This is a genomic window from Serratia sp. C2(1), assembly GCF_036352655.1.
GTDB classification, from domain to species: Bacteria; Pseudomonadota; Gammaproteobacteria; order Enterobacterales; family Enterobacteriaceae; genus Serratia; species Serratia inhibens.
This window is the reverse complement of record NZ_JAZFBA010000003.1, coordinates 185,321-199,682: the sequence shown is the minus strand read 5'-3', so window position 1 is coordinate 199,682 and position 14,362 is coordinate 185,321. Positions and strand designations below refer to the sequence as shown.

The window sequence follows — 14,362 nt, the reverse complement described above, 5'->3', positions numbered from 1 at the left end:
TTAACCGATTCTGTCTGATGGGAGCCGCTATGAAGCAAATCCGGGTGTTAGCCCAGTACTACGTTGATTTAATGGTGAAACTGGGGCTGGTACGCTTTTCGCTGCTGCTGGCTTCGGCGCTGGTGGTACTGGCGATGGTGGTGCAGATGGCGGTGACCATGCTGCTGCGCGGCGAGGTGGAAAGCATCGACGTGGTGCGTTCGATCTTCTTCGGCCTGCTGATTACGCCGTGGGCGGTGTATTTTCTGTCGGTAGTGGTCGAGCAACTGGAAGAATCTCGCCAGCGCCTGGCGCGGCTGGTCGATAAACTGGAAGAAATGCGCCACCGCGATCTGGAGCTGAACCAGCAGCTTAAAGACAATATCAGCCAGTTGAATCAGGAAATCGCCGACCGTATCAAGGCGGAAGAAGATCGCCAGCAGGTGATGAACAAGCTGACGGAAGAGATGGAGCAGCGCGAACTGGCGCAGATTGAGCTGGGCCAACAGTCTGCGCTGTTGCGTTCGTTCCTCGATGCTTCCCCTGACCTGGTGTATTACCGCAACGAAGACAAAGAATTCTCCGGCTGTAACCGGGCGATGGAACTGCTGACCGGCAAAAGCGAAAAACAGCTGATCGGCCTGACGCCGTTTGACGTCTATAGCCGGGAAATCGCCGAAAAGGTGATAGAAACCGACGAGAAGGTCTTTCGCCATAACGTTTCCCTGACCTACGAACAGTGGCTGGTTTACCCGGATGGCCGCAAGGCCTGTTTCGAGCTGCGCAAGGTGCCGTTTTACGATCGCGTGGGCAAACGTCATGGGCTGATGGGCTTTGGCCGCGATATAACCGAGCGTAAGCGCTACCAGGACGCGCTGGAGAACGCCAGCAGGGACAAGACCACCTTCATCTCAACGATCAGCCACGAGCTTCGTACGCCGCTTAACGGCATAGTCGGGCTGAGCCGCATTCTGCTCGATACCGAGTTGAACGCTGAGCAACTGAAATACCTGAAGACCATCCATGTCAGCGCGATCACGCTGGGCAATATCTTCAATGACATTATCGAGATGGACAAACTCGAGCGACGGAAAGTGCAGCTCGACAACCAGCCGGTGGATTTTACCGGCTTCCTGGCGGATCTGGAAAACCTCTCCGGCCTGCTGGTGCAGCCAAAGGGCCTGCAATTCGTGATGGAGCCGCAACCGCCGCTGCCCCAACAAATCATTACGGACGGCACCCGCCTGCGGCAGATCCTGTGGAACCTGATCGGCAATGCCGTGAAGTTCACCCCGAAGGGGCAGATTGTGGTGCGCGTGCGGCGTGAAGAGCAGGATCGGCTGGTGTTTGAAGTGGAAGACTCCGGTATGGGCATCCCGCAGGACGAACAGGACAAGATCTTCGCCATGTATTATCAGGTGAAAGATCAACACGGTGGCCGCCCGGCGACCGGCACCGGCATTGGGCTGGCCGTTTCCAAGCGGCTGGCGCAGAGCATGGGCGGCGATATCACCGTCCGCAGCGCGCAGGGGCACGGTTCTTGCTTCACCTTGACCATCAATGCGCCGGCGGTGCAGGAAGCGGAAAGCGAGACGCGGGCCGAAGAGGACCTGCCGTTGCCGGCGCTGCATATCCTGCTGGTGGAAGATATCGAACTGAACGTGATTGTGGCGCGTTCGGTACTGGAAAAGCTCGGCAATAGCGTGGACGTGGCGATGAACGGCGCCGACGCGTTGGCGATGTTCGATCCGGACGAGTTTGATCTGGTGCTGCTGGACATCCAACTGCCGGATATGACGGGGCTGGATATCGCCCGGGTGCTGCGCGAACGTTATGCCGGGCAAGCGCTGCCGCCGCTGGTTGCTTTGACCGCCAACGTACTGAAGGACAAAAAAGAGTATCTCGACGCGGGGATGGACGATGTACTGAGCAAGCCGCTTTCGGTACCGGCGTTGACCAAAGTCATTAAACATTACTGGGATCATCAACCCTCTCACACCACAAAGAAAACGGAGCAAAAGGCGATGCAGATTAATGAGTCGTTACTGGATACCACAATGCTGGAACAGTACATGGACCTGGTGGGGCCACAACTGATTCATCAGAGCCTGGAGATGTTTGAGCAGATGATGCCGGGCTATCTGGCGGTGTTGGATTCCAATATGACGGCGCGTGACCAGAAAGGCATCGCCGAAGAAGGGCATAAAATCAAGGGCGCTTGCGGTTCGGTCGGCCTGCGCCATCTGCAGCAGCTTGCACAGCAAATTCAGACCCCGACGCTGCCGGCATGGTGGGATAACGTGCAGGATTGGGTTGATGAGCTGAAGCAGGAATGGCGCAACGACGTGCAGGTACTGCGTGAGTGGGTTGCGAACGCTGAAAAAAAATGACCCCGACCTAGGCCGGGGTGCGCGAATATTGCGCCAACACCAGGGAAATTGTGAACCTGCGTATTGGTATTCAGTGTTCTGGTCGAGCAGGTTGTAGAGAATTCCTAAACATCATACAGCCAACAACATAGCAAATGTAAGCGCTCTTGTTAGAAGATTCATTAAAATGTGTGATGTAGATTAGTGTTTGTTAACTCCGAGCACTAACCAGTTGACAGTCTCAAGAGGAGTAAGGGTGATGAAAAACGTTGGCGTTGTGCTGAGCGGCTGCGGAGTTTATGACGGTGCGGAGATCCATGAAGCCGTCCTGACGCTGCTGGCGTTGGACCGGGTGGGGGCACAGGCGGTCTGCTTTGCACCGGATAAATCTCAACTTCATGTTATTAATCACTTAACCGGCGATGAAATGCCGGAAGAACGCAATGTTTTGGTCGAGTCGGCGCGTATTGCCAGAGGGAACATTCAACCGCTTTCACAGGCCGATGCCGGCCAGTTGGACGCGCTGATCGTACCCGGCGGATTTGGCGCGGCGAAGAACCTCAGCAGCTTTGCCAGTGAAGGGGCAGAATGCTGGATCGATAAAGATTTAGCTAAGTTAACGCAGCAAATGCATAAGGCAAATAAACCAATTGGTTTTATGTGTATTAGCCCCGCATTGTTGCCGAAGCTGTTGGATCAACAAGTGCGGCTGACCATTGGCAACGATCCGGACCTGGGTGAAGTGATTGATGCCATGGGTGGCGAGCCGGTTATTTGCCCGGTTGATGATATCGTGGTGGATGTTGAGAACAAAGTGGTAACCACGCCGGCCTATATGTTGGCGAAATCTATCGGCGAGGCGGCCGACGGGATTGATAAGCTGGTTTCACGGGTACTGGATTTAGTTGAATGAGAAAGTCCGCGGGCAAATCGATTTTTTCCCGACCCTGGTTTTGGCTGAAGCGCGGAGTTATTGCTCTTGTTGGCCTGTGGTTGCTTGGGATCGCGATTTTTGCTTTCTTGCCGGTGCCTTTTTCTGCGGTGATGGTTGAGCGGCAGATCGGCGCCTGGCTGAGCGGCGATTTTGGCTATGTGGCGCACTCCGACTGGGTATCTATGGACGATATCTCCCCGCAGATGGCGCTGGCTGTCATGGCGGCGGAGGATCAGAAGTTCCCTGAACATTGGGGTTTCGACGTGGCGGCGATCGAAAAGGCGCTCAGCCACAACGAACGTCGCCCTACACGCATTCGCGGCGCCTCTACGCTGTCGCAGCAAACGGCGAAAAACCTGTTTCTGTGGGATGGCCGCAGTTGGCTGCGCAAAGGGCTGGAGGCCGGGCTGACGTCGGGGATTGAGCTGGTGTGGACCAAACGGCGCATCCTGACGGTTTATCTGAATATCGTTGAATTTGGGGATGGGGTATTCGGTGTGGAAGAGGCGTCGCAACGCTTTTTCAATAAGCCGGCCAAACGTCTGACCGCTTCTGAAGCGGCGCTGCTGGCGGCGGTGTTGCCTAATCCGCATCGTTTCAAGGCCGGTGCGCCTTCCGGCTATGTCATTCAACGGCAGCAGTGGATTATGCGCCAGATGCGGCAACTGGGTGGGGAAGGTTTTTTGAAAGAAAATAATCTGGATTAGCACGCCGGGATAAAGCTGTCAGGCCCATCCCGGCGCAGCAGGTTATTTCACCAAGGTAAAGGCGGTGGTGACGTGCTTCACGCCGCTCACCTGGCTGGCGATCTGCGCGGCCGATTGCGCTTCCTGTTGTGTGACTAGGCCAAGCAGGAACACCTCGCCGTTTTCGGTGGTGACTTTCACGTTAGAGGATTTCACCGTGTCGCTGGTCAGCAACTGTGAACGGACCTTGGTGGTGATCCAGGTATCCGAGGACGCGGTGCTCAGGCTGACCGGCGTTCCCTGACGGATCTCGTTATACACTTCGGCCGTGCCTTCAACGCCCATCGCTATTTGCTTGGCGCGGGCGGCGAGGTCGGTGCTCGGCGATTGGCCGGTCAGCAACACTTTCCCCTGATAGGCGGTGGCAACCACCCGGGCCTCTTTCTTCAGTTGTTGATCTTTACTCAGGGCGTTTTCGACCCGGGCTTCCAACGTGCCGTCGTCTACCTGAGTGCCTACGCTGCGCGGATCGGTGGCGCTCTTGGTGGCGACAGCCGCGCTGCCGACAACAACGCCGGCAATACAGCCTTGTAACAGCAGGGCGCTGGACAGCACTGCAAATGTGGCTTTCAGCTTCATCTCAGTTCCTTAATCGTCCTGGTGGGGAAACAACGTATTATCTATCAGGTCGCATAGGCAATTTACTGTGAGCATATGCATTTCCTGAATGCGAGCACTGCGATGCGATGGGATACGGATCTCGACATCCTGTTGGCCGAGCAAACCGGCCAGTTCCCCGCCGTCGTAACCGGTGAGCGCGACAATCGTCATATCACGCGTCACTGCGGCTTCGACCGCTTTCACAATATCACGGCTGTTGCCGCGGGTGGAAATTGCCAGCAAGACGTCGCCGGCATGGCCGAGGGCGCGCACCTGCTTGGCATAGACTTCATCGTGCAGACGATCGTTGGTGATCGCCGTCAGCACCACGTTATCGGCGTTCAGGGCAATAGCCGGCAGGCTTGGGCGCTCGGTTTCAAAGCGATTGATCATGCTGGCGGCGAAATGCTGCGCGTTGGCCGCCGAGGTACCGTTGCCGCAGCACAGAATTTTATTACCGTTAAGTAAGGATTGAACCAGCGTCATCGCGGCACGCGAGATGGCGTCGGGCAAGGCTTCCGCCGCCGCAATCTGGGTTTGGATGCTTTCGGTAAAACAGGCTTTAATTCTATCCAGCACGTTGTATTAATCCACTAAGTCAAAGGGCCGGTCTGCACCGGTAAACCATGATTAATCCGCATTGAAGGCATTGGGTATCCATTCTAACTGGCTACCGGTCATGGCCAAAACATCAAAACGGCAAGACGATGTGTCAAAACTGGCTCCGCGCCCCGCCAACCAAACGGCGGCGGCATGCAGCAACCGCTGCTGTTTACGGTAAGTCACACTGGCGGCCGCACCGCCAAAGGCGTCGCTGCGGCGGTAGCGGACTTCAACAAACACCCAGGTTTGGCCATCGCGCATGATGAGATCGAGCTCACCGCCGCGCAGCGTAACGTTGGCGGCGAAGAAGGTGAGCCCGGCGCGTTCCAGATAGCGGCGGGCCTGCAACTCATAGCCCGCCCCCTTGGCGCGTTGACTCAAGAGACCGGAACGACCATTCCCTGACGGTATTGCAGCCAAGGCAGTTTCCTGTTGATCACACAGCTCGGTGAGGCGGTCAGCATGCCGGTGGTGCCGGACACCTGGAAACCGGGGAGCTGGCGCATTTCAGCAAAGTGATTGGCCAATGTCCAGGCATCCATCCCCATGGCGTACAGACGCACCAGCGAATAGTCGTTGCGGAACCGGCTGCTCGCCTGCTGCAACAGCTGCGGGTTGGCCCCGGCCAACAGCGGGATATCGCTGAACTGCAGGCCTTCCATTTCCAGGCGGAAGTCCGGGCCGGCACCGGCCTGATAGCTGCGTGAACTGGCGTACATTGCCGGTTTGCTGCGCGAGGTGGTGGCCATGTCGATCATCGGTTTGATCAGCGTCAGCTGGGACTGGGTCGCTACGATATAGACCGCATCCACGTTACCGCCGGACTCGGCAGGCACATCGCTTGGCGGCGCCGGAATGGTCAGCCCGGCAATGGTTACGGCCTGCGGAGCCGGCGCTGCGGAAATCGGTGTACCTGTCATGCGGATGCCACCGCTGTTCACCGACTGACGCAATTCGCCGGCAGAGCCGATGCCTTGTTGCAGCACGGTCTGGCCGCCCAGTTTTTGCCACTCCTGGTTAAAGGCTTTGGCAATACGATCGCCGAACGAACCGCGCGGGATCAGTAGCAGTGGCTGGCGCTTTTGTTGTTCCCACATGTGACGGGCCGCGTCGCGTGCTTCGTCTTCCGGCGACAGGGCGAAGTAACAGATGTTCGGATTGTCTTTCGGCGTTCCCGGCTGATTGAGTGCCAGCACGTTCAGCGTGGTGGTGCTGCCGGACAGTTGATCGACGTTCTCTTTCAGCAGCGGGCCCACCACCAGAGTAGCGCCGTCCTGCTGCGCCTGCGCCAGTATCGCGGCCAGCGGTTGGCCGGTGGTATCATACACTTTAATTTGCGCATTGGTGGCCTGCGGCGGCGTAATCGGCGCATTGGACGGCGTAGAGGGCTGAGCCGCCGTCACGGAGGCAGTATCCTCAGACGGCGCCGAGGTGCTTACCGCACCGTTGGCATTGACGTCCGCAGAGGTTGAAGCTTGATCGGGATTGTTGGCAGGTTCAGATTGCTGTTGTTGCACCTGTACAGGCGCGGCCATGCCGTTTTTCGCCGCTTCAAAACCTTGTTGGATCGCATCGGCGAACACTTTTGCCTGGCCGTTCATCGGTAGCAGCAGGGCGATTTTGGACGTGGAAGCCTGGGTAAAGTTCAGTACCTGATTCAGCTGCGCCGGCAACGTTTTCGCCGCCGGGTTCTGCGGGTAACGGTTTTGCCAATCTTTGATACCGGCTTTCAGCAGGTCGGGATCTTGCTTGTTGTCTTGATAAACGCGCAGCAAATCCAGCCAGCCTTGCAACACATTTTCATTGGCGTTGATCACCAGACTGTTCATGTCCTGCTGCGTCAGCTGCAGCAGCGCCAGCCAGGTTTGATCCAGATTGGTTTGATGAGCCTTGCCGGTCAGCAGCGGTTCCTGCGCAACGTAGGCGCGAATCAGCGGCAGAGAGGGTTTGCCCTGATTGGCGGCGATCTGCGCCTGGTAGAAGCGCACCAATTGATTGGCTGACAGCGAACCGCTATCCAGGTGGCCCAACGTGCTGCGGGCGCTCACGTAACTTTTGTTCGCCACCTGCAATTCTGCGGTCAACAACTGGCGTTCAACCTGCTGAACGCTGCTGAGGTTTTTCGGCAGTTGCTTCAGTTGTTCACCGGCCTGCGGCAGTTTTCCTTCACGTAACAGCGCGCGAATAGCAAGTAATTGCCAGTCAGCCTTGTTATCATCGCTGCTTTGTTGCAACTGCTTCAGATAGTAATCGGAGCTGGCGCTCGCTTCGTCCTGTATATTGGCGGGCGGCGTTTGTGGGGCCTGACCAGGACAGCCTGCAAGGAACAGGGCTGCCGCGATAACTGCGGTAAGTCGGACAGGCATTGAACGCCCTGCTTTGGTACGAACGAATGTTGAGGAAAGCATACTGTATCCAGTGATGTTTTTTTCAAGATGCTCAATATTAAATCGGCAACCCGGATGAAACAATGAATCAACACCAACAATCAGTCATTTCTGCATCAACGCTGTATGTGGTGCCCACCCCCATCGGCAATTTGGGGGATATTACCCACCGCGCGTTAGAGGTACTGAAAAGCGTTGATCTGATTGCGGCCGAGGACACGCGCCACACCGGGTTGCTGTTGCAACACTTTGCGATTAGCGCGCGGCTGTTTGCACTGCATGACCATAACGAACAACAAAAGGCGGACCAACTGCTGGCGAAACTGCAGGAAGGCCAGAGCATTGCGCTGGTTTCCGATGCCGGCACGCCGTTGATCAACGATCCCGGTTATCACCTGGTGCGCCGTTGCCGCGAAGCCGGCATTCGCGTAGTACCTCTGCCGGGCGCCTGTGCGGCAACCACCGCACTCTGTGCCGCCGGTGTTGCTTCAGACCGCTTCTGTTACGAAGGGTTCCTGCCGGCGAAAACCAAGGGGCGTAAGGATACGCTGATGGCGCTGGCAGAGGAACCGCGCACATTGATTTTCTACGAATCGACCCACCGGTTGCTGGAAAGTTTGCAGGACATGGTCACCGTGTGGGGGCCGCAGCGCTATGTGGTGCTGGCGCGTGAGCTGACCAAAACCTGGGAGTCCATTACGGGTGCGCCGGTGGGCGAGCTGCTGGCCTGGGTGCAGGAAGACGAAGTGCGTCGCCGTGGCGAAATGGTGCTGATCGTCGAAGGCCATAAGGCGCAGGATGACGCATTGCCGCTGGAAGCGTTGCGCACGCTGGCGTTGCTGCAAAAAGAATTGCCGCTGAAAAAGGCGGCGGCGTTGGCGGCGGAAATCCACGGCGTAAAGAAAAATGCGTTGTATAAATACGCGTTAGAGCAACAAGAACAGTAAAGCGGTTGACCTGCCGTGAGCGCAACGCTACTATCCGCGCCGGAGTTGACCAGACAGTCGCCGCTTCACTGCCGTCCCTTTCGGGGGAGACAGGTGGAGGGGAGGAAAGTCCGGGCTCCATAGGGCAGGGTGCCAGGTAACGCCTGGGAGGCGCAAGCCTACGACTAGTGCAACAGAGAGCAAACCGCCGATGGCCCGCGCAAGCGGGATCAGGTAAGGGTGAAAGGGTGCGGTAAGAGCGCACCGCGCGGCTGGCAACAGTTCGTGGCACGGTAAACTCCACCCGGAGCAAGGCCAAATAGGGGTTCACATGGTACGGCCCGTACTGAACCCGGGTAGGCTGCTTGAGCCAGTGAGCGATTGCTGGCCTAGAGGAATGACTGTCCACGACAGAACCCGGCTTACCGGTCAACTCCCTCTATAAAGGAAACCCCGCGTGACGCAAGTTACGCGGGGTTTTTTCAATTTGTACTCAATGGGGTCGGCATGCCGCGCCCGCCTGATTCACACCGGCAAATCAATCAGCAGCGCGCGCAACGGCGTTTCGGCGCGGATCGTCAGGCGGTTCTCTTCATGGATAAACGCCCCGTCGCCGCAGGTCAACCGTTGGCCTTCGTTACGGTCGCCATTGGCTTCAAGGGTGCCGTGGATCGACTGCAGGTAGGCCCGTTGTCCGTTCAGTGCAAACGTCTGCTGTTCACCCGGCTGTAAATCCAAATGATGGATCCACGCCTGCTGTCGCAGTTGCAGGCTGCCCTGGACGCCGTCCGGTGACGCCAGCAATATCGCGCCGTTAACCGGCAGCGTCAGGCGCTGTACTCGCTCGTTGTTGCGCTCCGGGCAGGCATCCAACCACAGTTGAAGACGGGTCAGCGGCGTATCGCTGCTGACGTTCTGTTCGCTGTAGCTCAGCCCGGGTTGCGTGGCTAACAACAAGGCTTCACCGCTCTTGGCGCGCACGGTATTGCCGTCGTTGTCGCGGTATTCGGCTTCCCCCTGCAAGATCAGATTCAGGATATCCACGCTGGGATAGGTGCGTGGCTGGAATGACGCACCCGGTGCCAGCACCTCCTGGTTCAGCACCCGCAACGAGGCGTAGCCCATCAGTTTGGGATCGAAATAATGTCCAAAAGAAAAGGTGTAGCGAGCCTGCAGCCAACCAAAGTCAGCTTGCCCGCATTGTTGTGCTGTTCTGCATGTAATCATGGCAATCGGCTCTCTAAATTCATTATCCAAATGGTAAGCATCTGGACGCCGGATTGTTAGCCAGTTAATCTGGTCGGCATATTCAAATTTCCTGACAGAGAGATTCGATGGCCAGAGATCGGGCGTTAACGCTTGAAGCGTTAAGGGTTATGGATGCGATCGACCGACGCGGCAGCTTTGCTGCGGCAGCCGATGAGCTGGGGCGGGTGCCTTCGGCGCTCAGCTATACCATGCAAAAATTGGAAGAAGAATTGGACGTGGTGCTGTTCGATCGCTCCGGCCACCGAACCAAGTTCACCAACGTCGGGCGCATGTTGCTGGAGCGTGGACGGGTGCTGCTGGAAGCAGCAGACAAGCTGACCACGGATGCCGAAGCGCTGGCGCGCGGTTGGGAAACCCATTTGACCATCGTCAGTGAGGCGCTGTCGCCGGCGAGCAAACTGTTTCCGCTGGTCGACAAGCTGGCGCTGAAGGCCAATACCCAGGTATCTATCTTCACCGAAGTGCTGGCCGGTGCCTGGGAGCGGCTGGAACAAGGGCGCGCCGATATCGTTATCGCGCCGGACATGCATTTCCGTGCCTCGTCAGAAATCAACACCCGCAAACTGTACAAAGTGATGAGCGTGTATGTCGCAGCACCGGATCACCCCATTCATCTGGAGCCGGAACCCTTGTCCGAATTGACGCGCGTAAAATACCGCGGCATTGCGGTGGCGGATACCGCCCGCGAACGGCCGGTATTGACCGTACAGCTGTTGGACAAGCAGCAACGCCTGACGGTCAGCACCATTGGCGACAAGCGCCTGGCACTGCTGGCCGGCCTGGGCGTGGCGACCATGCCTTATCCGCTGGTGGAAAAAGACATTGAAGAAGGGCGACTGAGGGTGGTGGGCCCGGAATACAGCCGTGAGGCCGATATCATCATGGCCTGGCGGCGCGACAGCATGGGGGAGGCGAAAGCCTGGTTCCTGCGCGAAATCCCACGGCTCTTCGCTCAGCAGGAACGGCAGTAACCGGGCCGCGTTCTGCCATTGATCGCCAACGGCCCGCACGTGCAAGCACGGCGGGCCGTTGACTGTTTCCTCCTCCACTAAGAAAGAGGAAAGCGGATTAACTGAAACGTGTGTCGCGGCCGTGCGGCTCGTCAAGATCCTGCGCCGGCCCGATGGAAATAATGCCGTGCGGATTGATAGTGGTGTGGCTACGGTAATAATGGTTGCGGATGTGCGGCAGGCTAACCGTTTCGGCGATGCCCGGCATCTGGTAGATGTCGCGCAGGAAGCCGTACAGGTTGAGATAATCGCTGATGCGGTGTTTATCGCATTTAAAATGGGTGACATACACCGGATCGAAGCGCACCAACGTGGTCCACAGGCGCAGGTCGGCCTCGGTCAGGCGATCGCCGGCCAGGTAACGGTGTTGGCCCAGGATCTGCTCCAGCCGCGCCAACGCGTCAAACAATGCATTCACCGCTTCGTCATAGGCTTCCTGGCTGGTAGCGAACCCGGCCTTGTACACGCCGTTATTCACCTGGTCATAAATCCAACCGTTCAGCTCATCGATTTTGCCGCGCAGGTCGTTGGGGTAATAATCCCCTGCGCGAGCGCCGGTGCCGTCAAATGCACTGTTGAACATGCGGATGATATCGGCGGATTCATTGCTGACGATGGTCTGCTGCTGTTTGTCCCACAGCACCGGTACCGTTACGCGGCCGGTATAGTGTTCATCGGCGCGCAGGTAAAGCTGATAGAGAAAGTCCGAGTGATAGAGGCTGTCGCCGGTCGTTTCAGGGAAGTCCTGGCCGAAGGTCCAGCCGTTCTCCAGCATCAGCGGGTGTACCACGGAAACCGGGATAATTTGCTCCAGCCCTTTCAGCTTGCGCATCAGCAAAGTGCGGTGCGCCCAAGGACAGGCGAGTGAAACATACAGGTGATAACGATCTTTCTCCGCTTTAAAACCACCGGTGCCGTGTTCGCCCGGTTGGCCGTCTGCGGTCACCCAGTTGCGGAACTGGGAGGTTGAGCGTTTGAAACGGCCTCCGGTGGACGATGTGTCATACCAGATGTCTTGCCAAACGCCATCGACGAGTTGTCCCATGATGATCTCCGTTGTGTCCGAGTGAAAAGCAGAAGGTCCGGCATGCCGGACCCCTGAGTCGGTATTAGAAGCTTACCATTTTTTGTTCAGAATACGGTCGATGCTGAAACCGCCCGGGCCGGCAATCGCCAGTACGATGAAGCCACCGGCGATGGTCAGGTTCTTCATGAACATCAGCTGGTTTACGCCGTCCGCAAAGTTAGTATGGAACAGCAAAGCGGTCAGAAGAGTAAAACCGGCAGTGAACAGCGCCACGGTACGGGTCAGGAAACCGAACAAAATCGCCAGGCCGCCACCAAATTCCAGCAAGATGGTCAGCGGCAGCAAGAAGCCAGGTACGCCCATCGATTGCATGTACTGCTGGGTGCCGGCATAGGCATCACCCATTTTGCCGTAACCTGCAACGATAAACAGGATTGGCATCAGAATACGAGCAACCAGCAAACCTGCATCTTCTAATTTTTTCATCATCTACTCCAAAGTGATTTTCGTTCGCCAGTCTTGGCGTTTACCATGTCAGCGGGCGGTACTCCGGGTCTCTGACCCTGTCCTGCCCGTTATGCGTTTGATGGAGTGAATGTTAATCGGGAAGCGATTCAGTTGTTAGCAAGTAAAACTGTCGTATTTTTTCAAAAAAACTGAATCTGTAGTCTGCTAACAAAATGATGGGGAATCAGAAAGTTGCCCAGCCTTTATCGACAGAAAGAATGAATTTCTGTGAAAAAGCGGGCGTAACGACGGAAGCGTTGAATAAAGCAGGGGATTTACTTGGAAGAAAAGGTTTTCTGGATCAATCGGATAGTACCAAAGATGCCAAAAGCGCGGCGTGACCAGCGGATCAGCTTGCTTGGGTGACGGATACCGTAAAGCGCCATCACGCTGGAACCGACAACCAGGTATCTGCGCAGGCCGAAAAGGGTTTGCCAGCCGCGATCGATGCGGTCGGTTTTTTCCAGCCACAGGGTTTTGTTTTCGGCCAGATCCAGCCGTTGTTGCTGGATCTGCCGAATCAGTCTTTCTTTTCTCCACTCCAGGTAGCGACGGCGATTCATTTTTCGCCCTCCAGCTCGGAACGGTCGATCTCCAGCTGTCTGCGCGTTGCGCCCAACAGGGTGGAGCGGCGTGCTTTGACCAGCGTCCAGATGGCGCCGAAAATGGCCAGGAACAGCAGTACGCCCGTGGTGACACCTAACGCCATCAGGCGGTAGATAGGGTCAATGGCCCAGAAAATCAGGATCAGCAGGCTCATCAGGCCGAATGCGGTGAACAGTAGGGTCATGCCGGCCATGATCAGCAACTGAATGAGATTGGCTTTCTCCTCTTCCAGCTCGACAACCGCCAGGCGTACCCGGGTTTCAACCATACTCACCAGAATGGTGATGATGCGCTGAGCGACATCCAGGACCCCTTTGGCGGGGCCCTGTGCACGAGTTTGTGGTTGTTCTGCCATAATTAGCGGCGCGCTAACAGAACGCCCAGCACCACGCCAACCGCAGCGCCGATACCGATACCTGTCCACGGATTATCACGCACGTAATCATCCGCCTGGCCGGCGATTTGCTTGGTCTGGGAAGCAATTTTGTCCCCGGCGTCGCTCAGGCGAACGCGGGTATCTTTCAAGGCGCTTTCGGCTTTGGATCGCAGCTTCTCCAGCTCGGCTTTTGGTTTATCGGTGGAAGAGTTCAGCACTTCTTCCAGCGTATCGGCTAAGGATTTAAGTTCAGCGCGTAAGTTTTCTGCATTTGAATCATGTGCCATGTGATTATTCCTTAACGTTAACTTCGACAGACTTTCAACATAGCGGATTTTTTCGCCGGAGCAAAGGGTGAATGGGTAGTTGATATCACTAGACACCCATTCTATATACAGTAAAAATCCCGTGTGATGCGGCTCTCAGCGATAAATCCGCTGGTGTAAAAAATTATTCCGCCTGAACCTGCTCAAGTTCGGTCTGCGCTTCCGTCAGCTTTTTCTGTTTCTTGGCGACTTTATCCAGATTGCCGGTTTGCTGAGCTTCTTTCAGTTCTTGCTGACGTTCAGCGACCTTGCTTTGTTTCTCTTCGATTTTTTTCTGGCGTTCGGCCTGCAGGCCCGCTTCCGTACAGTTAGCCTGAACTTCGCTCAGCGCCTTTTTCAGCCCGGCTATACGGTTATGATTGCCATGTTGGGTGGCGTAATCAATCTGCTGTTGAATGTTTTGGGCCTTGGTCGCACACCCGCCTTCGGCGGCAAACGACAGGGTCGGCAATACACATAACGGGAGGGCCAGTAAGAGTGAGTGGCGTAATTTCATGCTATCGGTTCCTTGTTAACTGGGATGCATCGGTACGCATCCGCTTTTCCTGACTGCTTGCAAAAGCAGTGCGACAGGAGTCTACGCAGCTAGCTTTCAGCATAGCCTTGAATCGCGCAGACCCCCAAAGAATCAGCCGCAGTTCGATGGTGATTGGTGATTAATTGAACGGGGCGTAAAAACGAAAGGAAAACCTTTCAT

16 protein-coding genes and 1 other RNA gene are annotated in these 14,362 nt (G+C 56.5%); 6 read left to right on the top strand and 11 right to left on the bottom strand.

The window, feature by feature from the left end; translation table 11 throughout:
* The first annotated feature begins 29 nt into the window (after positions 1–29).
* From arcB to mtgA, 3 genes are all read left to right on the top strand, one after another.
* On the top strand, positions 30–2,369 hold the full coding sequence (arcB, locus tag V2S86_RS18970) for an aerobic respiration two-component sensor histidine kinase ArcB (RefSeq protein WP_330763703.1): 2,340 nt from the start codon (positions 30–32) through the stop codon (positions 2,367–2,369).
* A gap of 238 nt (positions 2,370–2,607) precedes the next feature.
* Complete coding sequence (gene elbB / locus V2S86_RS18965; RefSeq protein ID WP_330763702.1) at positions 2,608–3,261, top strand: isoprenoid biosynthesis glyoxalase ElbB; 654 nt, start codon at positions 2,608–2,610, stop codon at positions 3,259–3,261.
* Entirely contained in the window at positions 3,258–3,989 is a 732-nt protein-coding gene (gene mtgA, locus V2S86_RS18960; RefSeq protein ID WP_330763701.1) for a monofunctional biosynthetic peptidoglycan transglycosylase, read from the top strand. The genes elbB and mtgA overlap by 4 nt, the downstream gene beginning before the upstream one ends.
* Before the next feature lie 42 nt (positions 3,990–4,031).
* Here the strand turns inward: mtgA and dolP are convergent, their stop codons facing one another.
* From dolP to V2S86_RS18940, 4 genes are read right to left on the bottom strand one after another with little or no spacing between them, the layout of a single operon-like run.
* Complete coding sequence (gene dolP / locus V2S86_RS18955) at positions 4,032–4,607, bottom strand: division/outer membrane stress-associated lipid-binding lipoprotein (protein WP_330763700.1); 576 nt, start codon at positions 4,605–4,607, stop codon at positions 4,032–4,034.
* 9 nt (positions 4,608–4,616) lie between these two features.
* Complete coding sequence (diaA, locus tag V2S86_RS18950) at positions 4,617–5,207, bottom strand: DnaA initiator-associating protein DiaA (RefSeq protein ID WP_020831820.1); 591 nt, start codon at positions 5,205–5,207, stop codon at positions 4,617–4,619.
* A gap of 51 nt (positions 5,208–5,258) precedes the next feature.
* Positions 5,259–5,612: a YraN family protein gene (locus tag V2S86_RS18945; RefSeq protein ID WP_193395162.1), complete on the bottom strand. Its 354-nt coding sequence runs from the start codon at positions 5,610–5,612 to the stop codon at positions 5,259–5,261.
* Positions 5,609–7,639: a penicillin-binding protein activator gene (locus V2S86_RS18940; RefSeq protein ID WP_330763699.1), complete on the bottom strand. Its 2,031-nt coding sequence runs from the start codon at positions 7,637–7,639 to the stop codon at positions 5,609–5,611. The genes V2S86_RS18945 and V2S86_RS18940 overlap by 4 nt, the downstream gene beginning before the upstream one ends.
* 62 nt (positions 7,640–7,701) lie before the next feature.
* On the opposite strand from V2S86_RS18940, the gene rsmI reads away from it, so the two are divergent.
* Both rsmI and rnpB read left to right on the top strand, forming a co-directional pair.
* Positions 7,702–8,565: a 16S rRNA (cytidine(1402)-2'-O)-methyltransferase gene (rsmI, locus tag V2S86_RS18935; RefSeq protein ID WP_065506634.1), complete on the top strand. Its 864-nt coding sequence runs from the start codon at positions 7,702–7,704 to the stop codon at positions 8,563–8,565.
* A 41-nt stretch (positions 8,566–8,606) separates the two neighbouring features.
* An RNA gene (gene rnpB / locus V2S86_RS18930) (RNase P RNA component class A) lies at positions 8,607–8,985 on the top strand.
* Positions 8,986–9,069: 84 nt separating this feature from the next.
* Here rnpB and V2S86_RS18925 read toward each other — a convergent pair.
* Positions 9,070–9,771 carry a pirin family protein gene (locus V2S86_RS18925; protein WP_330763698.1) on the bottom strand — a complete coding sequence of 234 codons (702 nt, stop codon included), beginning with the start codon at positions 9,769–9,771 and terminating at the stop codon, positions 9,070–9,072.
* Positions 9,772–9,878: 107 nt separating this feature from the next.
* On the opposite strand from V2S86_RS18925, the gene V2S86_RS18920 reads away from it, so the two are divergent.
* Positions 9,879–10,784, top strand: coding sequence for a LysR family transcriptional regulator (locus V2S86_RS18920; RefSeq protein WP_065506632.1), 906 nt, complete (start codon positions 9,879–9,881; stop codon positions 10,782–10,784).
* A 97-nt stretch (positions 10,785–10,881) separates the two neighbouring features.
* Here V2S86_RS18920 and V2S86_RS18915 read toward each other — a convergent pair whose 3' ends face one another.
* The 6 genes from V2S86_RS18915 to V2S86_RS18890 form a co-directional block, all read right to left on the bottom strand.
* Positions 10,882–11,868, bottom strand: a complete 987-nt coding sequence (locus V2S86_RS18915; RefSeq protein WP_330763697.1) for a glutathione S-transferase family protein — start codon at positions 11,866–11,868, stop codon at positions 10,882–10,884.
* Positions 11,869–11,940: 72 nt separating this feature from the next.
* Positions 11,941–12,336, bottom strand: coding sequence for a DoxX family protein (locus tag V2S86_RS18910; RefSeq protein ID WP_311994793.1), 396 nt, complete (start codon positions 12,334–12,336; stop codon positions 11,941–11,943).
* A gap of 296 nt (positions 12,337–12,632) precedes the next feature.
* Entirely contained in the window at positions 12,633–12,920 is a 288-nt protein-coding gene (locus V2S86_RS18905) for a YqjK-like family protein (protein WP_330763696.1), read from the bottom strand.
* Positions 12,917–13,318 carry a phage holin family protein gene (locus V2S86_RS18900; RefSeq protein WP_330763695.1) on the bottom strand — a complete coding sequence of 134 codons (402 nt, stop codon included), beginning with the start codon at positions 13,316–13,318 and terminating at the stop codon, positions 12,917–12,919. Before V2S86_RS18900 ends, V2S86_RS18905 begins: the two co-directional genes overlap by 4 nt.
* 2 nt (positions 13,319–13,320) lie before the next feature.
* On the bottom strand, positions 13,321–13,626 hold the full coding sequence (locus tag V2S86_RS18895) for a DUF883 family protein (RefSeq protein ID WP_004948431.1): 306 nt from the start codon (positions 13,624–13,626) through the stop codon (positions 13,321–13,323).
* 163 nt (positions 13,627–13,789) lie between these two features.
* The gene (locus V2S86_RS18890) at positions 13,790–14,161 is read right to left on the bottom strand and encodes a DUF1090 domain-containing protein (protein WP_330763694.1); all 372 of its coding nucleotides are present in this window, start codon (positions 14,159–14,161) and stop codon (positions 13,790–13,792) included.
* Between the last annotated feature and the right edge of the window lie 201 nt (positions 14,162–14,362).